Source organism: Nocardioides ganghwensis (assembly GCF_014779655.1).
Lineage (GTDB): Bacteria > Actinomycetota > Actinomycetes > Propionibacteriales > Nocardioidaceae > Nocardioides > Nocardioides ganghwensis.
The window spans coordinates 75,509-98,392 of sequence record NZ_JACXYX010000004.1; the positions used below are offsets into that span (position 1 = coordinate 75,509).

General features: G+C 73.0%; 22 protein-coding genes. 9 read left to right on the forward strand and 13 right to left on the reverse strand.

Features of this window, described 5'->3' with window-relative positions:
- Window positions 1-193: 193 nt before the first annotated feature.
- Both IEZ24_RS05945 and IEZ24_RS05950 read right to left on the reverse strand, forming a co-directional pair.
- Window positions 194-1,837, reverse strand: a complete 1,644-nt coding sequence (locus IEZ24_RS05945; RefSeq protein WP_129456526.1) for an ABC-F family ATP-binding cassette domain-containing protein — start codon at window positions 1,835-1,837, stop codon at window positions 194-196.
- A gap of 57 nt (window positions 1,838-1,894) precedes the next feature.
- Window positions 1,895-3,199, reverse strand: coding sequence for a wax ester/triacylglycerol synthase family O-acyltransferase (locus IEZ24_RS05950; protein ID WP_129456527.1), 1,305 nt, complete (start codon window positions 3,197-3,199; stop codon window positions 1,895-1,897).
- Window positions 3,200-3,323: 124 nt separating this feature from the next.
- Here IEZ24_RS05950 and IEZ24_RS05955 point away from each other — a divergent pair, with 124 nt between their 5' ends.
- From IEZ24_RS05955 to IEZ24_RS05965, 3 genes are read left to right on the forward strand one after another with little or no spacing between them, the layout of a single operon-like run.
- On the forward strand, window positions 3,324-4,670 hold the full coding sequence (locus IEZ24_RS05955; protein ID WP_129456528.1) for a wax ester/triacylglycerol synthase family O-acyltransferase: 1,347 nt from the start codon (window positions 3,324-3,326) through the stop codon (window positions 4,668-4,670).
- Between the two features lie 52 nt (window positions 4,671-4,722).
- Window positions 4,723-5,424, forward strand: a complete 702-nt coding sequence (locus IEZ24_RS05960; RefSeq protein WP_129456529.1) for a hypothetical protein — start codon at window positions 4,723-4,725, stop codon at window positions 5,422-5,424.
- Window positions 5,421-5,960 carry a flavodoxin domain-containing protein gene (locus tag IEZ24_RS05965; protein ID WP_129456530.1) on the forward strand — a complete coding sequence of 180 codons (540 nt, stop codon included), beginning with the start codon at window positions 5,421-5,423 and terminating at the stop codon, window positions 5,958-5,960. The genes IEZ24_RS05960 and IEZ24_RS05965 overlap by 4 nt, the downstream gene beginning before the upstream one ends.
- Window positions 5,961-6,012: 52 nt before the next feature.
- On the opposite strand, the gene IEZ24_RS05970 is transcribed toward IEZ24_RS05965, so the two are convergent.
- From IEZ24_RS05970 to IEZ24_RS05985, 4 genes are all read right to left on the reverse strand, one after another.
- Window positions 6,013-7,116 carry an alcohol dehydrogenase catalytic domain-containing protein gene (locus IEZ24_RS05970; RefSeq protein WP_129456531.1) on the reverse strand — a complete coding sequence of 368 codons (1,104 nt, stop codon included), beginning with the start codon at window positions 7,114-7,116 and terminating at the stop codon, window positions 6,013-6,015.
- Between the two features lie 125 nt (window positions 7,117-7,241).
- Complete coding sequence (locus tag IEZ24_RS05975; RefSeq protein WP_191192823.1) at window positions 7,242-7,835, reverse strand: hypothetical protein; 594 nt, start codon at window positions 7,833-7,835, stop codon at window positions 7,242-7,244.
- 112 nt (window positions 7,836-7,947) lie between these two features.
- On the reverse strand, window positions 7,948-8,793 hold the full coding sequence (locus IEZ24_RS05980) for an alpha/beta fold hydrolase (RefSeq protein ID WP_165355974.1): 846 nt from the start codon (window positions 8,791-8,793) through the stop codon (window positions 7,948-7,950).
- A gap of 47 nt (window positions 8,794-8,840) precedes the next feature.
- The gene (locus IEZ24_RS05985; protein WP_129453695.1) at window positions 8,841-9,539 is read right to left on the reverse strand and encodes a DUF4386 family protein; all 699 of its coding nucleotides are present in this window, start codon (window positions 9,537-9,539) and stop codon (window positions 8,841-8,843) included.
- Between the two features lie 140 nt (window positions 9,540-9,679).
- On the opposite strand from IEZ24_RS05985, the gene IEZ24_RS22260 reads away from it, so the two are divergent.
- From IEZ24_RS22260 to IEZ24_RS06005, 4 genes are all read left to right on the forward strand, one after another.
- Complete coding sequence (locus IEZ24_RS22260) at window positions 9,680-11,710, forward strand: sensor histidine kinase (RefSeq protein ID WP_129453696.1); 2,031 nt, start codon at window positions 9,680-9,682, stop codon at window positions 11,708-11,710.
- Window positions 11,707-12,366 (forward strand): response regulator, encoded by a 660-nt coding sequence (locus tag IEZ24_RS05995; protein ID WP_129453697.1) that lies wholly within the window; start codon window positions 11,707-11,709, stop codon window positions 12,364-12,366. Before IEZ24_RS22260 ends, IEZ24_RS05995 begins: the two co-directional genes overlap by 4 nt.
- 142 nt (window positions 12,367-12,508) lie before the next feature.
- On the forward strand, window positions 12,509-12,991 hold the full coding sequence (locus IEZ24_RS06000; protein ID WP_129453698.1) for a hypothetical protein: 483 nt from the start codon (window positions 12,509-12,511) through the stop codon (window positions 12,989-12,991).
- On the forward strand, window positions 12,988-13,938 hold the full coding sequence (locus IEZ24_RS06005; protein ID WP_129453699.1) for an alpha/beta hydrolase family protein: 951 nt from the start codon (window positions 12,988-12,990) through the stop codon (window positions 13,936-13,938). Before IEZ24_RS06000 ends, IEZ24_RS06005 begins: the two co-directional genes overlap by 4 nt.
- An 887-nt stretch (window positions 13,939-14,825) precedes the next feature.
- On the opposite strand, the gene glnA is transcribed toward IEZ24_RS06005, so the two are convergent.
- Complete coding sequence (gene glnA / locus IEZ24_RS06010; protein WP_129453700.1) at window positions 14,826-16,247, reverse strand: type I glutamate--ammonia ligase; 1,422 nt, start codon at window positions 16,245-16,247, stop codon at window positions 14,826-14,828.
- Window positions 16,248-16,429: 182 nt separating this feature from the next.
- Here glnA and IEZ24_RS06015 point away from each other — a divergent pair, with 182 nt between their 5' ends.
- Window positions 16,430-16,813, forward strand: a complete 384-nt coding sequence (locus IEZ24_RS06015) for an RDD family protein (RefSeq protein WP_129453701.1) — start codon at window positions 16,430-16,432, stop codon at window positions 16,811-16,813.
- A gap of 3 nt (window positions 16,814-16,816) precedes the next feature.
- Here IEZ24_RS06015 and IEZ24_RS06020 read toward each other — a convergent pair whose 3' ends face one another.
- From IEZ24_RS06020 to lipB, 5 genes are all read right to left on the reverse strand, one after another.
- Window positions 16,817-17,524: a DUF4191 domain-containing protein gene (locus IEZ24_RS06020; RefSeq protein ID WP_129453702.1), complete on the reverse strand. Its 708-nt coding sequence runs from the start codon at window positions 17,522-17,524 to the stop codon at window positions 16,817-16,819.
- Between the two features lie 62 nt (window positions 17,525-17,586).
- Window positions 17,587-18,528: a lipoyl synthase gene (gene lipA / locus IEZ24_RS06025; protein ID WP_129453703.1), complete on the reverse strand. Its 942-nt coding sequence runs from the start codon at window positions 18,526-18,528 to the stop codon at window positions 17,587-17,589.
- A 57-nt stretch (window positions 18,529-18,585) separates the two neighbouring features.
- Entirely contained in the window at window positions 18,586-19,566 is a 981-nt protein-coding gene (locus IEZ24_RS06030; protein WP_165355975.1) for a hypothetical protein, read from the reverse strand.
- The gene (locus IEZ24_RS06035) at window positions 19,563-20,501 is read right to left on the reverse strand and encodes an ABC transporter ATP-binding protein (protein WP_129453704.1); all 939 of its coding nucleotides are present in this window, start codon (window positions 20,499-20,501) and stop codon (window positions 19,563-19,565) included. The genes IEZ24_RS06030 and IEZ24_RS06035 overlap by 4 nt, the downstream gene beginning before the upstream one ends.
- A 92-nt stretch (window positions 20,502-20,593) precedes the next feature.
- Complete coding sequence (gene lipB, locus IEZ24_RS06040; RefSeq protein WP_129453705.1) at window positions 20,594-21,346, reverse strand: lipoyl(octanoyl) transferase LipB; 753 nt, start codon at window positions 21,344-21,346, stop codon at window positions 20,594-20,596.
- A gap of 91 nt (window positions 21,347-21,437) precedes the next feature.
- Between lipB and IEZ24_RS06045 the strand changes: the two genes are divergently transcribed.
- Window positions 21,438-22,013 carry a hypothetical protein gene (locus IEZ24_RS06045; protein ID WP_129453706.1) on the forward strand — a complete coding sequence of 192 codons (576 nt, stop codon included), beginning with the start codon at window positions 21,438-21,440 and terminating at the stop codon, window positions 22,011-22,013.
- Here IEZ24_RS06045 and IEZ24_RS06050 read toward each other — a convergent pair.
- Window positions 21,959-22,849 carry a TIGR01777 family oxidoreductase gene (locus IEZ24_RS06050; RefSeq protein WP_129453707.1) on the reverse strand — a complete coding sequence of 297 codons (891 nt, stop codon included), beginning with the start codon at window positions 22,847-22,849 and terminating at the stop codon, window positions 21,959-21,961. The two genes, IEZ24_RS06045 and IEZ24_RS06050, sit on opposite strands and share 55 nt — an antisense overlap.
- Window positions 22,850-22,884: the final 35 nt, after the last annotated feature.

A 22,884-nucleotide genomic window follows, 5' to 3' on the forward strand; every position in this document is an offset into this window, starting at 1 on the left:
CTGACCGCCCTCGAGCGCCTGCGGTGCTCGGTCCAGCGACAACGGTGGTGGTCATCATGAGCGATCTCGTCATCCTCGGAGCCCTGCTCCTCTGGCTCGTCTCCTGGGCGGCACGCGACGCGCGTCGCCTCGGTGCGCGGCGCGGGGCGTACGTCGCGCGGCTGCATCGGCCGCGCGGGCCGGCCTCGCCACGTCAGACGTGGCGGACCACGACCCGTCCGGCGTCGACCTCCCAGCGCTGGTCGAGCCGTACGTTCTCCAGCAGCCGGCGGTCGTGGGAGACCAGCAGCAGCGCGCCGTCGTAGGAGTCCAGGGCCTGCTCCAGCTGCTCGATGGCGGGGAGGTCGAGGTGGTTGGTGGGCTCGTCGAGGACCAGCAGGTTGACCCCACGGGCCTGCAGCAGCGCCATGGCGGCGCGGGTGCGCTCGCCGGGGGAGAGGCGGCCGACCTCGCTGGCGACCTGGTCGGCCTTCAGCCCGAACTTCGCCAGGAGCGTACGGACCTCGGCCTGCGTGAGCTCCGGGACGACGGCCTCGAACGCGTCCCCGAGGCCCAGGGCGTCGTCGAGACCCGTTCTCGCCTGGTCGATGACCCCTACCGCGACGGAGGCTCCTAATGACGCGGATCCGGTGTCGGGGGCGGCGTCGCCGAGGAGGAGCCGCAGCAGCGTGGTCTTGCCGGCTCCGTTGGGGCCGGTGATGCCGATCCGGTCGCCGGCCTCGACCTGCGCGGAGACCGGACCGAGCGCGAAGTCGCCCAGCCTGACGCTCGCCTCGTTGAGGGTGGCGACGACGGTGCTCGAGCGGGGCGCGGCCGCGATGTCGAACTGGAGGACCCACTCCTTGCGCGGTTCCTCGACCTCGTCGAGGCGCGCGATCCGCGACTCCATCTGGCGGACCTTCTGGGCCTGCTTCTCCGAGGACTCGGTGGCCGCCTTGCGGCGGATCTTGTCGTTGTCCGGGTTCTTCCTCATCGCGTTGCGCACGCCCTGCGAGCTCCACTCGCGCTGGGTGCGCGCACGGGCGACGAGGTCGGCGCGTGTGGAGGCGTTCTGCTCGAAGGCCTCGCGCGCGTGCCGCCGGGCGATGGCGCGCTCCTCGAGGAAGGCGTCGTAGCCACCGTCGTGGACCGTGACCTGGCCCTGCGCCAGGTCGAGCTCGACGATGCGGGTCACGCAGCGCGCGAGGAACTCGCGGTCGTGGGAGACGAGGACGACCCCGCCGCGCAGGCCCTGGACGAACGCCTCCAGCCGCGCGAGCCCGTCGAGGTCGAGGTCGTTGGTCGGCTCGTCGAGCAGCACCACGTCGAAGCGGCTCAGCAGCAGCGCCGCCAGCGCCACGCGGGCGGCCTGTCCGCCGGACAGCGAGGTCATCAGTGCGTCGGGGCCGACGTCGAGGCCCAGGTCGTCCAGCACCGGCGCGATCCGGTCCTCGAGGTCGGCGGCCCCGCTGGCCATCCAGCGGTCGAACGCCACGGCGTACGCGTCGTCGACCCCGGCCTCGCCCGAGCCCAGAGCTGCCGCCGCGGACTCCATCGCTGCCGTCGCCTCGGTGGCGCCGGTGCGCCGGGCGACGTAGGCCGCCACGGTCTCGCCCGGCACCCGCTCGTGCTCCTGGGGGAGAAGCCCCACGAACGCGTCGCGCGGCGCGCAGGACACGGACCCCGCCATGGGCGTCGCCGCCCCGCCCAGGAGTGACAGCAGCGTCGACTTCCCCGCGCCGTTGGCGCCGACCACGCCGATCACGTCGCCCGGGGAGACGGTCAGGTCCAGTCCCTCGAACAGGACCCGGTGACCGTGTCCGCCGGACAGGTCCTTCGCGACGAGCGTGGCAGACACGGGCCAGACCCTATCGCCCGCCACGGCCCGTCCGGACACACCGAGGCGGGTCCCACCTCATCCGGGCGGCGCGAGCGCGACGAGCTCGGCGAGCTCCGCCTGCAGTCCGGCGACCAGCGCCTGCGGGTCCGGCACGGCGGAGCTGTCGACCTTGAAGCCGATGTGGATCTTGCCGGCGTAGCCCACGATCGAGGTCGACAGGCTCTGGTCGGCCGACATCGGTGCCCACGCCCACATCCGCGTGACGGGCAGGCCGGCCAGGTGCAGCGGCTGGTCCGGGCCACGGACGCTCGTGGTCACACCCGTCGCCTTCCGGGCGAAGAAGTCGGTGGCGTGGACGCGCAGCCGTGGGTGCATCAGCCCCATCCCCTCCAGCAGGCCGTACGTCAGCCAGGCCTCCGGAGATTCCTTGATGGCGCGCATCCGCGCCGCGGTCTCCTCGAGTCGGCCGAGCGGGCTCTCGAGCCCCACCGGCAGGTCCAGCAGCACCAGCGCGAACTGGTTGCCCAGGTCGTCGGCCCGCAGCGCGGCAGATCCGCGCAGGTCGACCGGGACCATCGTCGGCAGGTCGTCGACCATGGGGTCGCTGCCGTGGGCGAGCAGCCACCGGCGCAGCGCACCTGCCACTGCGGCCATGACGATGTCGGTGACCGTCGTCCCGGTCGCGCGGCGCAGCCCGCGCAGGTCGGCCACGTCGATCGACGGGGTCCACACGGCGCGCTTGCGGTGGTGCGGCGGCACCGAGAGCGGCGACACGGGCCGGCGCGCGAGGAGGAGGTGCTCGGCGACCATCGGGGTCTTCAGCAGCCGTCCGGTCCCCGGGAGGGCGCGGACCGCCGCCCGCGCGACCTGCAGCAGACCGGCACGGCCGGCGTCCTGCTCGGTCGTGAGCTCCTCGTCGGCCAGCGCCAGGACGACCCGGAAGAGGGCGGTGCCGTCGGCCAGTGCGTGGTGCAGACGGGTGTAGATCGCCGTGCCGCCTTCGTACCCCTGGACCAGGTGCACCTCCCACGGCGGGTGCTGCCGGTCGAGGGCCCGGGACAGGCAGGACGCCACGTGGTCCTCCAGCGCGGCGTCGTCGCCCGGTGCCGGCAGCCGGACCTCCCGGACGTGGCGGTCGAGGTCGAAGGACGGGTCGTCCTCCCACCACTGCCCCGGCCACGGCAACCAGGCGTGCCGCGCGCGTTGGCGGAACCGCGGGAAGCGGTCGAGCACGCGATCGTGCAGGAGCCGGACGTACGTCGCGCGGTCGAGCTCGCCGTCGACGACCATCAGCCCCTCGACGACCATCAGGTTGTCCGGCTGGTCCATCGCCAGCCAGACGTCGTCGACGGGTCGCACGACATGACGGGCACCGGCCATGTCGTGATGCTGCCGGGTGCCGGGGCAGGAGTCACAGGGCCGGAGGTCACCACGATCCGGGACTGTCGCCCCCGGCTCCCGGTCGGCCTGACCACCAGACTGGTGAGCAGGAGGGGAGGTCACGATGGAACGCCTGACGCCGTTGTCCTACGCCTTCCTGGCCGCCGAGGACGTCGACCCGACGGCCTGCCTCGTGATCGGTTCGCTGGCGGTGCTCGACGGACCGGCCCCGCACGTCGACGAGCTGCGTACGGTCGTCGCCGCACGGCTGCCGACAGTGCCGCGCTACCAGCAGCGGGTCGTGCCCGACCGGTTCGGGCTACGGGCGCCATCCTGGCAGGACGACCCCGACGTCGACCTCCGGCGGCACGTCACGCGGCGCCGGGTCCCGGCCCCGGGTGGGCGGGCGGAGGTCGCGTCACTGATCGCCGAGGCCATGGCGGAGCGGATGGACCGTGACCGACCGCTCTGGGACGTCACGGTGTGCGTCGGGCTCGCCGACGGTCGCTGGGGGCTGCTCTCGCGCGTGCACCACGCCCTCGCCGACGGCGTGTCCGGCACGGGCCTGTACCGCGTGGTCTTCGACTCGGAGGCTGCCCCGGACCAGCCGCCGCCCACACCGCCCGGGACCGCGCCCGGCGTCACCGGGGGGAGCCTGCGGGCCGCGGCCCGAGGTGTCCTCGCGCTCGGCACGGCACTGCTGCCGGTGACTCGCGCCGGCCTGCTCGGCCCGCTCGACGGGACCCGGCGCTACGCGTGGACGGAGGTCGGCATCGCCGAGACCGAGGGCGTACGGCGCGAGCTCGGCGTCACGGTCAACGACCTCGTGCTGGCGGCGATCAGCGGCGGCCTGCGCGAGCTGCTGCTCGAGCGCGGACGTCAGCCGGACGCGCACGCCCTCCGCACCCTGCTGCCGGTGTCGGCACGAGCACCCGGCACCGCCGGCCTCCCGGGCAACGAGGTGACCCTGATGCTGTCGATGCTGCCGGTCGAGCTCGACGACCCGGTCGAGCGCGTGCTGCAGGTCCACGAGCGCGTGGCCGGGCTGCGCCGGGCGCACGAACCCGAGGCGGGCGTGGTGCTGCAGGCCCTGGCGGGGCTGCTGCCGTTCCCCGTGCTCGACCGCGGCCTGCGGTGGGGGCTGCGCCTGCCCCAGCAGCAGGTCTCGACGGTGACGACCAACGTGCCCGGGCCACGGACACCGCTGACCTGCCTCGGCCGCCCGGTCCGGCAGCTCCTCCCGGTCGTGCCGATCGCGGACCGGGTGCGGCTCGGGTTCGCGGTCCTCAGCTATGGCGACCGCCTGGCGTTCGGCATCACCGCGGACGGGAGCAGCACCCCCGACGTCGACGTCCTCGCGTCGAAGGTCGCCGAAGCCTGGCGGTCGCTCCTCGCGCGGCCGGAGCAGCCCCCGCCCGCCGGGCTGGAGCGCCGTTCCCGAAGCTCCCGTCCCGGCCGGCCCGGGACCTAAGCCCCTGCACTCCGACTCCCGGCCGTGGTGCGCTGGGGGTGGAGGCCCATCCATGCTCTGGGAAGACGTCAACACCCGCTCCGAGCGCACGGCGGCGGTAGTCGAGCCGTCCGGCGGCGCCGTGCGGGACCGCGCGACGGTCACCACCGTGCGAGTCCTCGGCGTCCTCGCCGCGTCGACCGGTGTCGAGCACGGTCTCGGTGAGATCACCCAGGGTCGGGGCGCCCCGGCCTCGGTCGTGTTCGAGTCGTGGCCGCACGTGTCCGCGTTCGACCCGCTCGACGGCGAGCCCGCGATGAGCCTGGTCCCCGACCTGCTGGTCTCCGGGGTCGCCTCGGTACTCGTGGCGCTCGTGCTCGGGGTGGTGGCCTGCTGCTGTCCCCGCCGCCCCCGCAGCGGCCGGCTCCTGGTCGGCCTGTCGCTGCTCCTGCTGGTGGTCGGCGGCGGGTTCGGCCCACCACTGCTCGGCGTCCTCACCGGCCTGCTCGCGAGCCGGATCGGCGCTCCACCGTCACCTCAGCCGGGACCGGCGGCCCGGCTCGGGGCCTCGGTGTGGCCGTGGACGCTCGTCGCCGCGGCGGGGTCCTTCCTCGGCCTGGTCCCGGGCATGCCGCTGCTGTACGCGGCCACCGACCGGGACATCTCCGTCGTGGTCGCCTCGCTGACGCTCGCGGCGTTCACGGCCACAGGGCTGGCCATGTGGACGGCGCGGGCCCGGGACCGTACGGACCCCTCGGCAAGGAGCTCCCGATGACAGTCCTCGTCGCCTACGCCACGCGCCACGGCGCCACGGCCGGCATCGCCGAACGCGTCGCGGCCACGCTGCGCGCCGCGGGCCTGGCCGCCGAGGCCAGACCGGTCACGGAGGTCCGCGACGTCACGCCGTACGACGCCGTGATCATCGGGGGCGCGGCGTACATGTTCCACTGGCTCAAGGACGCCACCGCGTTCGCCCGACGCCACCGTGCCGAGCTCCAGCAGCGGCCGGTGTGGCTGTTCAGCAGCGGCCCGCTCGGCACCGACCGGGTGGACGAGGAGGGGCACGACGTCCTGGTGACCAGCCGCCCGAAGGAGTTCGACGAGCTCACCGCGCTCCTCCGGCCGCGTGGGGAGATGGTCTTCTTCGGCGCATGGGACCCCGACGCGCCGCCGATCGGCCTGGGCGAGCGGATGCTCCGCCACGCGCCCGCGTCCAGGGACGCCCTACCGGCCGGCGACTTCCGCGACTGGCCCGCGATCGACGCGTGGGCCGACGAGATCGTCCAGGAGCTGGGCCCGGACGTGCCCTGACCGTCGGCGGTCGGGGGAACGCGGGGTGCCGCACCGGCGGCGGCCGGTGCGGTCACAGCTCGATGATCTGCCGAAGGGCCGAGGCGGCGGCGAGCTCGTCCATGGCCCGGTTGACGTCGTCGAGCGCGATGCGGGAGGAGACCAGTGCCTCGACCGGGAGCCGGCCCTCACGCCACCACTGGGCGAAGACCGGGATGTCCCTGGCAGGGACGGCCGACCCGAGGTAGCTGCCGATCACCGTGCGGGCCTCGGCCACCAGGAGCAACGGGGAGACCTCCGCGACGGCGTCGGGTGGTGGCAGGCCCACCGTGACCGTACGGCCTCCCGGGGCCGTGGCGGCGACCGCCGACTCGAACGCCCGGGCGTTGCCGGCCGCCTCGACGACGACGTCGCACCTCAGTCCGCTCGAGGCGAGGTCGCCCGGATCGAGCACGGCGGTGGCTCCCAGCTCCATGGCGTGGTCGCGCTTGGCGGCGACCCCGTCCACGGCGACGACGTCGCCGCGGCCGAGCGCGAGGGCGGTGAGCAGCGCCGCCATGCCCACGCCGCCGAGCCCGACGACCATGACGCTCTGCCCGGGCTCGGGTGGTGCGGCGTTGAGCAGGGCGCCGCCTCCGGTGAGCACGGCGCACCCGAGGACGGCAGCGACGTCGGGCGGCAAGTCGTCTTCGACGGCGACGACCGAGCGGGTGTCCACGACTGCGTGGGTGGCGAAGGCCGACACGCCGAGATGGTGGTGGACGGGGGCGCCGTCCCGGCTCAGTCGGCGCCCTCCGCCGAGCAGCTCGCCGGCCGTGTTGCTGGCCGAGCCGGGGACGCAGGGCAGGCGGCCCCCGGTCGCGCATCCCGCGCAGTCTCCGCAGCGGGGGAGGAAGGTCATGACGACCTGCTGGCCCACCGCGAGGTCGGACACGCCGGGGCCGCGGGCGACGACCCGGCCGCTGGCCTCGTGCCCCAGCAGCATCGGGACGGGACGTACCCGGTCGCCGTTGACCACCGACAGGTCGGAGTGGCACACCCCGGCAGCGGTGATCCGCACGAGGACCTCACCCGGACCCGGGTCGTCGAGGTCGAGCTCGCCCACCGTCAACGGACGGGTCTCCGCCCACGGTCCGGGTCGGCCGACCTCCTCGAGAACTGCACCGGTGATCTTCATGGTCACCCACCTCCTGGGCGAGATGCTCCGCGATCACGAGCCGTACGTCGAGTCCGACCCGGACCGCTGCACGCCAGAGGACCCGGCGCCGGGGGGACGGCGCCGGGTCCGGTGAGGGACTGGTGTCACCTCAGGACGGGGTACTTCTGCACCACGTCCGTGCGGTTCCACCAGCGACCCAGCCCCCACGTGGTGCCGGCCGCGCCGAGGGCGAGGACGGCCATCACGATCACGCCGACGAGGTGGTCGTCGACGACCGGGTTGTTCTCCAGCGGGAGCACGGCGGCGTACATGAAGGCGTACATGAGCGCGCCTGCCGCGGTGCCGATCCGCATCCCGACCCCGAGCAGCAGGGTCACGCCGATGCCGAGCAGGCCGATCATGAACAGCCAGTCGACCCAGGCCTGACCGGCGAGGCCGGTGAAGAAGCCGTGGAAGGGGTTGTCGGCGGGGACACCGAAGGTCAGGAAGCCCTCGGTGGGGCTGCCGCCGTTGATCCACGCCGCGTCCCCGAACCGGTCCAGGTTGCCTTCCTGGTCGTAGCCGGTGTGGAAGCCGAGGGCGAAGGTCTTGTCGAGGAAGGCCCACAGGAAGGTGATTCCGAAGGCGATCCGCAGGACGGCGAGGGCGCGTGCGAAGCCGGTGCTGTGGGCTTCCCGGGTCTCGACGGTGGTGACGCCCTCGGTGCTGATGTGGTGCTGGCGGTGGATGACGCTCATCGTCATCTCCTCCTCGGATGGTGGGTTTCTGGGTTGCCTCCAGACTCCCGCGACCGCACCGTCGACGGCAGGGTCGCCGGTCACCGGCCGGGCGGGACGAAGGTCCCTCCGGTCACCGGCGCTCGACACCTCCCGCTCGGTCGCCGGCGTCGTCGACCCAGGCGAGCACGGCGGAGGCGAACTCCTCTGGTCGCTCCATCGGAGGAAGGTGCGCCACGTCCGGCCAGAGAACCGCCCGGGCGTGGGCGATGCCGCTGGCGACGTGGTCGGCAGCCGACCTGATCGCGTCGATGTCGCGCGCCCCGACGATCACCAGGGTCGGTGCCGTGACCTCCCCGAGGCGCTCGGTGAGCGGCGGGTCGAGCTCGGTCTCGGCCTCCCAGGTCGAGTCCGGCCAGTCCGCCGTCAGCTCGAACGCGCGGCGCTGCATCACCCCCACCGCCGCCCGCAGGTCGGCCCGGACCTCGGTCGGCCCGCGCTGCGGCCCGTCGACCCAGGCTCGGAGGTTCGCCTCGACGGCCGCATCGAGGTCGCCGGCCTCCAGCGCCGTCCCTTCGGCCCGGAAGAAGGCCCGCAGCTCGTCGGTGGCCTCGGTGATCAGGGCGCCGCCCGGCGCCGCGAGGACCAGGGAGGCCACCAGGTCGGGCCGGGTCACCGCCACCTCCGCGCACACGCCGGCGCCGAGCGAGCAGCCCACGAAGTGCGCCCGATCGATGCCGAGCGCGTCAAGGGTGGCCGTGACGTCGGCCCGCGGGGACCAGGGTCCGTCGGGCCGTGCGGTCGACTCGCCGTACCCGCGCAGGTCGAGACGGACGACCTCTCGCGAGGCTGACAGGGGTGTCAGCACGTCGTCCCACATCCTCCGGTCTGCGATGCCGGCGTGCAGGAGCACGATCGGGAGGCCATCACCTCGGCCGGTGCGGCTGTAGGCGATCCGGGTGTCGTGACAGAGGGGCATGTGGTTCCTCGTCGTGCGGTGGGTGGGGGAGTGACGGTCCGGGCTCATCAGCGGTTCAGCTGCCTGGCGATGACCACGACGGCAGGCACCTGGACCAGGGCCCCGAGGAAGGTGACCAGGTCCGGGAACTCGCCGGAGCTCATCACGAACCCGACGAGGTAGAGCGCGGCGGGCCACCACGAGATGTCCCGCCGTGCCCGCACCAGCACGATGGTGACGACCACGGTGCCGAGGATGGCCATCAGCAGAGGGATCGACATGACGTCGAAGAGCGGGCCGCTCTGCACCGCGGTCCAGGCCTCCTCCGCTCCGCGTCGGGGCTCGGCGTCGGCGACCAGGTCGGCCGCGACGAGCTTCGCTCCGACGAAGCCGGTGCCGCCGAGACAGCCGATGGCCATCAGGGCTCCGGCGACGGCGGACAGCCGGCGGCTCGACGACCGGAACGCGAGCCCGACGGCCACCGCCACTGCCAGGCCGGTCACCATCGCGGCGAGCTGCACGGTCGTGGCCAGGACGTACTGCCCGGGCGCCGCGGCGATGGCCCCCAGGAACTCCGAGGCCGGCTCGCGCGGGAGCGGACCCGGGTCGAGTGCGACGAAGGTCGCGAAGAGGACGGGTGAGGACACGGCGATCGCGCCGAGGAGCCGTCGCAGGCCCCGGCGTACGTCGTGGTCGGGAGCCGGGACGTCCACCGCGTGCTGCGGGGGGAGGAGACCGGCACCCATCGAGATCTGACGCTGAGTCATTGGCGTGTTCCTTTCGGGAACGTAGTTGGTGCCATGAGCCTCACGTCCGGGGCGTCCCTCCGTCAGCGGTCGGGTGTCCCGACTTCTGTCGGGACATCCAACCCTCTGCCACGGGACGTCGGCACTGCGATCATGTCCCGGTGCCGACCTCCTCCCCGCCGAGCCCGCCGATCCCGCGGGGGTCGGTCGCAGCGTCCCGGGCCGGGGCGGCGCTCGGCCTGCTGTGCGTGGGGCTGGTGCTCGTGGTCGTGGTGGCCGCGGTGGCCGGACACACGCCGCTGGTCGCTGGCGACCTGGCCCGCGGCGTCGTCGCCGGCCTTGCCTTCGGTGGTCTCGGCGGCATCGTGGCGTTGCGGCGGCCGGACCTGTCGCTGGGTTGGCTGATGCTGGTTGTGGGGCTCAGCAACGCGGTGGCCACGGCCGCCGACGTCTGGGCGACCGCCGCCCTGGTCAGCGACCCGGGCAGCCTGCCGGGCGGCACCTGGGCCTACTGGATCGCAGGATGGTCCTGGGCTCCGGGATACCTGCTGGTCCCCACCCTCCTGCTCCTCCTGTTCCCCACCGGGCGGGTGCCGTCGCCCCGCTGGCGACCCGCCGCCTGGCTGAGCGGCGTGACCGTCGTCGTCGCCACCGCTGGCTGGGCCCTCACGCCGTACGACGCCCAGGACTTCCCGCCCGACCCGGCGTACGGGGCCATCACCAGCCCGGTCGAGGTCGCGGGTGCCGAGGTGCTGCTCGCCGCGAGCCTCCCGGCCTTCCTGCTGAGTGCGCTGGTCTGCCTGGCCTCGCTGGTGGTCCGGTGGCGCCGCGCCCGCGGCGCCGAGCGTGCCCAGCTGGTCTGGGTGCTGGTGGCGGCGGCCACCGTGCTGGTGCTGCTCGGCGTCGGCCTCTCCCTCCCGACCTACGTCCCCGGGCTGGTCGCGGCGGCCATGCTGCCGCTCCCGGCGGCGATGGCCGTGGCGGTGCTGCGGCGCGGCCTGTGGCAGCTCGACCTCCTGCTCAGCCGGACGTTGGTCTACGCGGGGCTGACGATGGCGATCCTGGCGGGCTATGCCGCACTGGTCGCCGCGGCGGGGGTGGCGTTGGGCGACCTCGACGAAGGCCAGCGCCTGGTGGCACTGGTGGCCGCCGCGGTCGCCGCCCAGCCGCTCCACGGCCGCCTGCAACGCGGGGTGAACCGGATGATGTTCGCCGACCGTGACGAGCCCTGGGCCGCGGTCGACCGGTTGGCCGAGACGCTCGAGGCCGCGACGCACGACGTCCTGCCGACCGTGGTCGAGACCGTGACCCGAGCGCTGCGGCTGCCCTGGGCGGCGATCGACGCGCCCGGGCGGGCCCGGGTCCAGCACGGCAGTCCCGGCGGTCGTCAGATCGCGGTGCCGCTGGTGCACCAGGGGCGCGAGGTCGGCACGCTGCGGGTCTCGCCCCGCGCGGGGGAGACCGGGCTGGGTGCGCGCGAGCGAGAGCTCCTCGACCGGCTCGCCCGGCAGGCCGCGACGGCCACCCATGCCGTCGCGCTGCAGGAGGACCTCCAGCACTCCCGCGAGCGGCTGGTCCTCGCCCGGGAGGAGGAGCGTCGCCGGTTGCGGCACGACCTGCACGACGACCTGGGACCGGCACTCTCGGCCGCGGCGATGAAGCTGGAGGCAGCGGGGGACCTGGTCGACACCGACCCCGTCCGGGCGCGAGCGATGCTGTCGCGCGCCGGGGAGGCGCTGCGCGTCTCGGTGTCCGACGTACGCCGCATCGTCGACGACCTGCGGCCGCCCTCGCTGGACGGGCTGGGCCTGACCGGGGCGCTGCGACAGCTGCTCGACCAGTTCGAGGACGGCACCGTCGTCCTCGGGCTGCGGGTCGACCCGCAGGTCGACGGCCTGGCCGGGTTGCCCGCGGCGGTCGACGTCGCGGCCTACCGGATCGCCGCCGAGGCGGTCACCAACGCCGTGCGCCACGGCCGCCCGTCCGCGGTCACGGTCGGGCTCTCCATGGAGGAGCGACACCTCGTCGTCGAGGTCTGTGACGACGGGACCGGTCTGGCAGACGGCCTGGACGTCGGGGTCGGTCTGGAGTCGATGCACGAACGTGCAGCCGAGCTCGGCGGCACGTGCACCCTGGCCAGCGGGGCACGAGGCACCCGCGTCACGGCCCGACTGCCGATGGAGGGTTCATGAGCGAGACCGTGCTGCGGGTCCTGGTCGTCGACGACCACCCGCTCTTCCGCGAGGGGCTGGGCGACATCATCGCGACCATGCCGGGCGTCGAGGTCGCGGCCGAGGCCGCCGACGGCGAGCAGGCGGTCGCCGCGGCCCGCGAGGTGAACCCCGACCTGGTGATCATGGACCTGCACATGCCCGGCGTGAACGGGGTCGAGGCGACGCGCCGGATCGTGGCCGAGCGGCCCGAGACGGCGGTGCTGGTGCTGACGATGCTGGAGAACGACGAGTCCGTGGTGTCGGCGCTGAGGGCGGGGGCCCGTGGCTACATCGTCAAGGGCTCCTCGCGCGCCGAGATCGCCCGGGCCATCGACGCGGTCGCCGGTGGCGACGTGCTCCTGGGCCCGACGGTCGGTCCGAAGGTGCTGGGCCTGTTCAACCGGGGCGCTGATCGCGGTGGACGGATCGTGCCCTTCCCCGAGCTGACCGACCGGGAGCTGGAGGTGCTCGAGCTGGTCGCCCAGGGCCTGTCCAACGGGGCCATCGCCACGCGCCTCCACCTGAGCGAGAAGACGATCCGCAACTCCGTCTCGACCATCTTCACCAAGCTCGGCGTCGGCAGCCGCGCCGAGCTGATCGCCCGTGCCCGTGACGCCGGAGTCGGCCAGGCCTGAGCCTCGAGGCCGTCCGCGCACGCGTGTCCCGTCCTCGGCCTCGCCGAAGTCGGGACGCCTGTCCCTGTCGGGCGGGACGGCCGCCGACCGAGGGTTGGACCGCCCGGGAGACGCTCGGGCGAGAAGACCACTGGAGAACACCGTGAACTGCATCTCGAAGAACACCGCCGCCTGGATGGCCGGTCTGGTGGCCAGCGCCGTGCTGGTCGGCTGCGGCGCCGAGGACCCGTCCGAGCCCGGCGCGCAGGACGTCGGCACCGACGACCTGCAGCGCTCCCAGGTGGAGTCCGGGGTCCCCGAGACGTGCCTGGAGGCGTTTCCGGTCGCGATGACGGCGCCGGAGCCCGCCGACATCACGCTGATGCCGGCCGACTGGCCGGAGGCACCGGCCGGAGCCACCCTCTGCCAGACCTCCAGCACCATGGACGGCGGCGTCGAGATCGCCGACTACGCCACCGACGCCCCCGGCGCCGACGTCCTCGACGACTACGAGGCTGCGCTGTCGGCGTACGACGTGGTCCGCGCCGACGAGGGCCTGGGCGACCAGCTGTCGGGCACCGCCGGGTCGATCAGCTTCGAGGTCACCACCCGCGACGGCGCCTACAGCATCACCTTCGCGGAATGAGCTCCGACCCCCAGGGCGCGGCCCTGTACCGATCGGTGAACGAGTCGGTCTTCTCGCTCTACGCCGAGGGGCAGCATGCCCCGGCTCTCGCCGTCATCGACCGGAACCGGGAGCGGCTCGCTGCCTGGGACGCGGAGCTGGCCCTGCTGGCTGCGTGCCTGAAGGGCGCCCTGGGCTCGACCGAAGAGGCCCTGGGGGAGCTGGTCGCCGCGGCGGGACGCGGCGGCTGGTGGGACCCTCGGGTCCTGGCCGAGGACGACGACCTTGCCGGCCTGCGCGGATCTGCGGAGTTCCAGCAGCTCCTCGAGGGCTGCGGTGAGCGGTGGCGAGCCGAGAACGCGACCTCGTGCCGCTCGGGCGACGTCGTGGTCGCCGCGGGCTCTCCGAGCATGGTGCTCATGGCCCTGCACGGAGCCGAGGAGGACGCGGTCGAAGCCGCGGCCGCATGGGGTCCGGCGGCCGGCGAGGCGGGCGCGGCACTCCTCGCGGTGCGTTCCTCGCAGCGGACCTCCCCGCGCTACCGCAGCTGGCCAGACCACGACCGGGCGAAGCAGGAGGTCGTCGACGCCTGGTCACAGCTGCCCGACGCGCTGCGGGATCTTCCGGTCGTCGTGGCCGGGTTCTCCGCAGGTGCCCGGGTCGCCCTGCGCCTGGCCCTCGAGCCCTCCGCGCTCCCGGTCTCGGCCGTGCTCGCCGCGGCGCCCGCCATCTCCGTGGCCGACCTCTCGCAGGTACCCGAGGCAGCGACGTCGAGTGGGCGTACGTGGATCGGCGCGGACGATGACCTCCTCCACCAGGTGGAGGGGACCCGGTCCCGGTTGGCAGGCGCTGGTCTGGAGATCGAGGTGCTCCCGCACCTGGGCCACGCCCTGCCCCCGGACCACACCAGCCGGGTGGTCTCCGCCCTTCGCCAGCTCGCGCCACTCATGCGCACCCACCTCCCCTGAAGGGGAGGAGCGGCGGGATCGTCGATGCCGGCGAGTCACGTGGGGCGGTACGCGTCGAGGACGTCTGATACCGGTCCGCCGCGCTGAAGCCGTGACACGGAGCTCCGCGGCTGTTGCCCGGGGGCCGGGGCACCACTGGGACCAGCTGTGCGGGAGCACGCCAACCCTGCGCAGGCGCAGCTGGTTGCTGCGAGGCGGCTGCAGGTGACTGGTCGCAACCACGTGACCCGTGGTCCTCGACACGTGGGCGGCCTCCTGATCTCCAGCATCGCGATGCTGGTGATCATGGGGGCTGCACTCTCGTCGTGCACGGACGATGCCGGGCCACGGGCGGGCCCCAGCACGGGGTCAGGGCCGTTGTCGTTCACCACAGGCCACGTCGAGGTGGTGATGGCAGCCTCGCGACGGCCCGTGTTCGGCGCCCTGGCTGGCTGTCTCACCGACGGCTCGCCTGCGGCGGTCCGGTCAGCAAGCTGCCTTCCTCTTTCGAGGCGGCTCCTACCGGCGGTGAACCGGAGTCGGCGAGCCGCGGTGAGGTGGCGGAGTGCACGGCACGCAACACCGGACTGGCGCTCGCTGTGCTGTTGCCGGTTCCGTCCGACTCCGCGGTGGTCGTAGACGGTGTCGCCGTGAGCTACGAGGTGGATGGTCGCGCCTACGACACCGTCATCGACGCCACCATCGGAGTGTGTGCAGCCGACCCGGCCTCGTCCTCCGAGCAACCCGAGAGCTGTCAGGGCGGTGTTCTCGGTGATGACCCGGAACGTCCGTCCCAGGGGGGTCCGGGAACGGTCCAGCCCCCGGCCTCCGCCGCCCCGAGGAACTCGGGGGAACGGTGACCGGGGGCTGGAGAACCCGCAGGTCGGACGTCCGTGAGGGCGTGCGAATCAGATGTCGTAGTAGAGCTCGAACTCGTGCGGGTGCGGCCGCAGCTGGACCGGAGCGATCTCCTGGGTCCGCTTGAAGTGGATCCACGTCTCGATCAGGTCGTCGGTGAAGACACCGCCGGCGGTCAGGTACTCGTGGTCGGCCTCGAGCGCGTCGAGCACGGCGTTGAGGCTGGTCGGCACCTGGTCGATCTCGGCCATCTCGTCCGGCGGCAGCTCGTAGATGTCCTTGTCGATCGGAGCCGCGGGCTCCGTCTTGTTCTGGACGCCGTCGAGGCCGGCGAGCATGAGCGCGGCGAAGGCGAGGTAGGGGTTCGCCGACGGGTCGGGGAAGCGGGTCTCGACGCGCTTGGCCTTGGGGTTGGCGCCCGTGATCGGGATGCGGACCGAGGCGGAGCGGTTGCGCGAGGAGTAGACCAGCGAGATCGGCGCCTCGAAGCCCGGCACCAGGCGGTGGTAGGAGTTCACCGTCGGGTTGGTGAAGGCCAGCAGCGACGGGGCGTGCTCGAGGATGCCGCCGATGTACCAGCGGGCGGTGTCGGACAGCCCGGCGTACCCGGTCTCGTCGAAGAACAGCGGCTCGCCGTCCTTCCACAGCGACTGGTGCACGTGCATGCCCGAGCCGTTGTCACCGAAGATCGGCTTCGGCATGAAGGTGACGGACTTGCCCTGCTCCCAGGCGGTGTTCTTGATGAGGTACTTGAACTTCATCACGTCGTCCGCGGCCTTGAGCAGCGTGTCGAAGCGGTAGTTGATCTCCGCCTGGCCGGCGGTGCCGACCTCGTGGTGCGCGCGCTCGACGTGGAGGCCGCAGGCCTCGAGGTTCTTGACCATGTCGGCGCGCAGGTCGCTGTAGTGGTCGTAGGGCTCGACGGGGAAGTAGCCGCCCTTGAGGCGGGTCTTGTAGCCCTTGTTCTCCTCGCCCTCCTTGCCGGAGTTCCACCAGCCCTCGACGGAGTCGATGTGGTAGTAGCCCTCGTTGACGCCCGTGCTGTAGCGGACGTTGTCGAAGATGTAGAACTCGGCCTCGGGCGCGAAGTAGGCGGTGTCCGCGATGCCGGTCGAGTCGAGGTAGGCCAGCGCCTTGCGGGCGATGTTGCGCGGGTCGCGGCTGTAGGCCTCACCGGTGATCGGGTCGTGGATGAAGAAGTTGACGTTGAGCGTCTTGGACTTGCGGAACGGGTCGAGGTACGCCGTCGTGGGGTCCGGGAAGAGCGACATGTCCGACTCGTTGATCGCCTGGAAGCCGCGGATCGAGGAGCCGTCGAAGCCGAGGCCGTCGTCGAAGACGCTCTGGTCGAAGGAGGACGCGGGGACCGTGAAGTGCTGCATCACGCCCGGCAGGTCGCAGAAGCGGACGTCGATCATCTCAACGCCCTCGTCCTTGATGAACTTCAGGAGCTCATCGGAGTTGTTGAACATTCGGTTCTTCCTCCTTGACGGCGGCGCGCGCACGTCGAGTTGCAGCGTTCGGGAGCGGAGCCTCGTTGCACCGTGGCCTCACGCTAGGCGGGAGCAGTTTCTAGACCGTATCCCGATTGTTTCGGGCGTGTTACAGGTGACCGGACGATGGGCCGGATCCACCCGCCTCCTAGGCTGCTGGCGTGACGAGTGCTGTAACACCGGTGTCCGACACCGCTCCGTGGGGGCGCCGCATCCTGGCCCTGTTCGTCGACTGGGTGGCCTGCCTCGCCGTCGTCGAGGGGCTCGTCGCGGCCGGTGTGCTCGCCGCCAACCCCAACGGGCTCGGCACGCTGGCGCTCTTCGTCGTCGAGTCGGCGCTGTTCACCGCGGTGGCCGGAGGCTCGTTCGGCAAGCTCGCCACGCGGCTCCGCGTCGTACGCCGGGACGACGCCGGCCAGCCGGTGTCGCTGCTGCGGGCGCTCGTACGCTCCGTGCTCGTCGCGCTGCTCGTCCCGCCGCTGCTGACCTTCGACGGTCGCGGGCTGCACGACGTCGCCGCGGGCACCCGGACCGTGACGCTGTAGGGGTCAGCGACCGCGCTGCTGCGAGCGCATGCCCTTCATCGAGGTCGGGATCGGGCCCTTGGGCAGCGGCAGCTTGCCGCGCTGGGCGTCGAGCGCCTTGAGCCGCATGAGGATGTCGGTCATCTCGGCCGGCTTCACGTTGCGCCCGAGCTTCTGGACGTGGCGCACCAGCTTGGGCAGCGGCACCTCGCCGTCGCCGCGACCGCACACGACCTCGTGGATCGGGACCTCGTGGGCGACGCGCTCGTGCTTCTTGCGCTCGGTGGTGAGCAGCTGCTTGACGCGGGTGGGGCTGGAGCCCTCGCCGACCAGGACGATGCCGGGCGGGCCGACGACGCGGTGGACGACGTCCTGCTGCTTGGTGAAGCCGACGACCGGGTCGACCTTCCAGCCGCGGCGCAGCATCTGCAGCGCACCCGCGGCGGCCGCGGGCTGGCCCTCCATCTGGGTGTACGCCGCGCGCTGGGCGCGGCGGCCGAAGACGAGCAGCGCACACAGCAGGCCGATCATCAGCGCACCGACGACCGAGATGATCCAGCCGATCAGGCCGTCGCCGGGCAGCACCCACATCAGGGCGAAACCGAGCGCCGCGCCGAGCACGAAGACGCCCATCACGATGAGGCCGATGCGCGGGTCGCTGCGCTTGGCCATCCGGTAGGTCTGCATGATCTGCCCGCGGCGCGAGCTGGGCGTGGAGGCGGGGGTCGACATGAGGTGGCCTTGTCCGGTCAGGGGTTCAACGGGTGCTTCGACAGATGGGGGAGTGGTGCGGGTCAGGCGGTCGCGGCGGCGCGCGCGTCCATGGCCTGACCGTACAGCCGGCCGGCGCGGTAGGACGAGCGGACCAGTGGGCCGGACAGGGCGCCGGCGAAGCCGATCTCGTCGGCCTCGGCCTTGAGCTCGACGAACTCCTCGGGCTTGACCCACCGCTCGACGGGGTGGTGGCGCGGGGAGGGGCGCAGGTACTGGGTGATGGTGATCAGCTCACAGCCGGCCTCGTGCAGGTCGCGCAGCGCCTGGGAGACCTCCTCGCGGGTCTCGCCCATGCCGAGGATCAGGTTGGACTTCGTCACCAGCCCGAAGTCGCGGGCCTGGGTGATCACGTCGAGGGAGCGGTCGTAGCGGAACGCCGGACGGATCCGCTTGAAGATCCGCGGCACCGTCTCCACGTTGTGCGCGAGCACCTCGGGACGCGACTCGAAGACCTCGGCGAGGAGGTCGGGCTTGCCGTTGAAGTCGGGGATCAGGTTCTCGACACCGGTGCCGGGGTTGAGGTCGTGGATCGCGCGGACCGTCTCGGCGTAGAGCCAGGCGCCGCCGTCGGGCAGGTCGTCGCGGGCGACGCCGGTGATGGTGGCGTACTTCAGCTCCATGCGCTGCACCGACTCCGCCACGCGACGCGGCTCGTCGCGGTCGAGCGGCTGGGGCTTGCCGGTGTCGATCTGGCAGAAGTCGCAGCGGCGGGTGCACTGGTCGCCGCCGATGAGAAAGGTCGCCTCGCGGTCCTCCCAGCACTCGAAGATGTTGGGGCAGCCGGCGGACTGGCAGACGGTGTGCAGGCCCTCGGACTTCACCAGGTTCTGCAGCGCGGTGTACTCAGGACCCATCTTGGCCTTGGTCTTGATCCACTCCGGCTTGCGTTCGATCGGGGTCTCCGCGTTGCGGATCTCCAGTCGGAGGAGCTTGCGTCCTTCGGGTGCGGGAGCGGTCGTCACGCCCGCCACTCTACGACGGCGTGTCGGCGCGCCCAATTCACGTCCCGGAGCACGGGCTCAGGGCACGTCGCGCCGTTGGGTCGACCACAGCGACAACCCCACCGCGACCACGACGAGCACCCCGAGGACGATCCCGCCGTCGACGGCGGGCAGCACCCGCTCACAGCTCCCGGTCACCGACCCGTCGGACGACTGGGTGCACGCGGTCGGGTCGTAATAGGAGAACCCACCGAGCACGAAGGCCAGGAAGTTGGTGGGCAGCAACCAGCGCGCTGCGCTGTCGCCGAGGACGGCGACGACCACCAGGGACCCCGCGATGGCGACGCCGAACATCAGCGACAGCGTCGCCACCGTGCTGCGGAAGAGCATCGTGAGCGCGTAGCCGAGCAGGCCGCCCACGCCGACGGCGAGAACCCCCCGCGCCTGGGTCTCCCAGACCTCGCGCCAGACCCCCGGGGCGGCCGCGATGTCGCGGCTGGAGGCGAGGAGCGCCGCACCGCCCCAGAACAGGGCCAGCACGACCGCGCCGACCAGGGCGCCGGTGAGCAGCACGGCGACGCCCTTGGCCACCCAGAGGCGGAGCCGCCGTGGCTCGAACAGCAGCTGGTTGCTCATCGAGCCGGTGTTCCAGTCGTGGCCGGCGTACGTCGTGCCGATGAGCATCAACAGCCCGGTCATGATGGTGATGGCGGCGGCACCCACGTCGGTGCGCAGCGAGCCTAGGTCGAGCTCGCTCCGGTAGAGGTAGTTCTCGTAGCGGGGCGTGATCGCCTCCGCACAGTCGGTCGCCACCCCGTCCGGTCCGAGGTAGATCTCCGGGTCCGCCTCGCAGGCAGCGACCTCCTGGGCGACCCAGGGCTGGCCGGCGTCCTGGGCGGCCTGCTCCTTCGCCTGCGCGATGTCCGCGTCGCTGATGGGACGCGTCTCCCAGGCGTAGCCGGCGAGCAGGACCAGGGGCAGGGCGACGCAGGCGACCAGCAGCACGACGACCGCGCGTCGCCAGCGCAGCCGCGTCAGCTCGACATTCAGCAACCTCATCGGACCTCCTCCAGCGACGGCGTGACGCCCATCCGGTCGCCGTCGGTGAGCTCGAGGAAGATCGTCTCGAGGTCGGCGCGGACCGGCGTGAGCTCGGACAGGTAGAGGCCCGCCTCGGCGAGGACGCGCGTGATCCGGTCTCCGGGCTCGTCGGTGACGACGTCCAGCGACCGTGCGTCCTGCCGGACGGTCATCCCGGCCGCCTCGAGGGCGGTGCGCGCCGCGGCCGGGTCGCCGACGCGCAGCCTGTACGACGTACGACCGAGCAGGTCCTCGACCCTGCCCGACGTCAGCATCCGGCCGTTGCCGATGATCGTCGCGCTGGTGCACACCTGCTGCACCTCGGCCAGGATGTGCGAGCTCAGCAGCACCGTCACACCGGCCTCGCCGAGGCCGCGGATCAGCTCGCGGATCTCCCGGATGCCGGCGGGGTCGAGGCCGTTGGTCGGCTCGTCCAGGATCAGCAGGTCGGGCGACTTGAGCAGGGTCGCCGCGATCGCGAGGCGCTGCTTCATCCCGAGGGAGTAGGACTTGTAGCGGTCCTCGGCCCGCTCACCCAGCCCGACCCGGACCAGTGCCTCGTCGACGACGTCCCTGCCGACCCCGACGGAACCGGCGAGCAGGAGCAGGTTCTGCCGGGCGGAGAACGTGGGGGAGAACTTGGGCGACTCCACGACCGCACCGACGCGGCCGATGACCTCGGTCAGTCGCTGCGGCACCGGGGTGCCGAACAGGGACATCGTCCCCGAGGTGGGCGTGGCCAGCCCGAGCAGCATCCGGATGGTCGTCGTCTTCCCCGACCCGTTGGGTCCGAGGAACCCGTGCACGCCGCCCCGCGGCACCGCGAGGTCCAGGTCGGCCACCGCGACGCGGGTGCCGCGCCGCCCTGTGAACTCCTTGCGCAGCGCGCGCGTCTCGATGACCATCTCGGCCATGCATCCCCCCAGGTGTGCGTGTGTGGGGGAACACTGGCAGGCAACGGCCCGCAGTGGGCCCGGACTCGCCGGGCTGCGCCGAAGTCGGCGGGTCAGGCTCCGGGTCGGACGAGCTCGATGCGCGGACCGCGGCCGGGCTCGGGGCGCGGCTCGTAGTCCGGGGTGGCGTCGTAGGGCTGCCAGGCGAGGTACGCGGCGAGGTGGCGCCGCACGCTCGGCAGCACGTCCTCGACGGTGACGTCGCGACCGAGCTCCTGGCTCAGCGACGTGACGCCGGCGTCGGCGATGCCGCACGGCACGAACCGGTCGTACCAGCCGAGGTCGACGTCGCAGTTGAGCGCGAACCCGTGCATGGTCACGCCACGGCTGACACGGATCCCGATGGCGGCGACCTTGCGCTCCGGTCCACGCTCGTCCTCGCGCAGCCACACGCCGCTGCGGCCGGGGATGCGCGCCGTGGTCACGCCGAGGTCGGCGCACACCGCGATCAGTGCCTCCTCGACCCGGCGTACGTAGTCGACGACCTTGACGTGGTCGGGAAGCCGCACGATCGGGTAGCCGACGAGCTGGCCGGGGCCGTGGAAGGTGATCTTGCCGCCGCGGTCGACGTCGATGACGTCCGCGCCCCCCGGGTCGAGCGGTCGCTCGTGCGGGTCGGTGCGCTTGCCGGCGGTGAAGACGGGCGGGTGCTCGAGCAGCAGCACCGTGTCGGGCCGGTCGCCCGCGACGACCTCCGCGTGCACGCGTCGCTGGACGTCCCACGCCGCCAGGTAGTCGACGGCCTCGGCGCCGAGCCCGGCGACCTCGAAGTCCAGCGGGTGCGTGACGTCCTGGTCAACAGACATGCTCCGAGCGTACGCCGCCGCCTCGGTCGGTGTCCGGACTGCCCTGTGGATGACGCCTGCAGCGATCGCGCGGATCGAGCACGCTGGGGCGATGGACCCGCGACGCCTGCTCCCCGCCCTCACCGCGGTCGCCTGCGCCCTCGTCGTGGCGACTCTCGTCGTCGGCCACGGCAGGCCGGACGGCACGGCTGGGGCGGACGTACGTCCCCCCGAGGCAGCTGCCGGCGCGTCCGCTCGCCCTGCCCACGGACCGGCCGCCGTCCTCGAGGCGTGGGACGAGCGCCGCGCGGCCGCTTGGGCGCGGGGAGACGCGACCGCCCTGGCGGACCTCTACGCGCCGGGCTCGCGCAGCGGTGCGGCCGACGTCAGGTTGCTGCAGGCGTACGCCGGGCGCGGGCTGCGGGTCGAGGGCCTGACGACGCAGGTGCTCGGCCTCCGCGTCGTCGAGCAGTCGCCACGACGGCTGGTGCTGGTCGTCACCGACCGCGTCGTCGGCGGATCTGCGGTGGGCGGCGGCGCGGCGCCGGTCGCGCTGCCCGCCGACCGCGCCTCGACGCGGCGCGTGGTGCTGGTGCGCCGGCGGGCGACATGGGTGGTGGCCGAGGCGCGCGATCAGGAGAGCGCGGCGGCCAGCACCTCGCGCACGTCCTCGTCCTCGAAGTCGTAGCCGGCGCGCTCCAGCGCGGCGGGCCGGGCGTTGACCGAGCCGAGCAGCTCGGGCGCCAGGTCGCCCGCCGCGACCTTCATCAGCGCGGCAGGCACGGCGAGGAAGGCCTTGCGGTGCAGGGCCGAGGCGAGGGCGTCGGTGAACTCCGCGTTGGTCGGCGTGCGCGGGCAGCACAGGTTGAACGCGCCCGACACGTCGCGCGACTCGATGAGGTAGCTCACCGCACCGACCCAGTCGCGCAGCGAGATCATCGGCATGAACTGGCGACCGGAGCCGAGCCTGGCGCCCCCGCCGGCCTGGAACAGCAGCCGCAGCTGCTTGAGCGGCGGGGAGGTGCGGTCCATGACCGGGGCCGTGCGGAGCTCGCAGACGCGGGCGCCGGCCTCGCGGGCCGGGTCGGCCGCCGCGGACCACGCGTGGGACACCCGGGTGAGGAAGGCGTCACCGACCGACGGGGTGTCCTCGGTGACGGTGGCGTTGCCGTGGTCGCCGTACCAGGCGATGCCGTTGCCGGCGAGGAACGCGGCCGGACGCTCGGTGGCGGCGATCGTCGCGGCCAGCAGGCGCGTCGTCGACACGCGCGACTCCAGGACCTCCGCGGACCACCTCCGTGAGTGCGGGTTGCCGGCGATGCTGGCCCCGGCGAGGTTGACCACGGCGTCGGCGCGCTGGACGACCTCGGTGTCGATCTGGCCCGCCGCCGGGTCCCACCGGGACTCACGGGCCGACGCCGGCGCGCGGCGCACGAGCGCGGTCACCTCGTGCCCGTGCACCCGGAGGTGGTCGGCCAGGTGGGTGCCGAGGAAGCCCGAGGCACCTGCGATGACGACGCGCATGCCACCACCCAACCATGCGGCCAAAGCCGACCGCG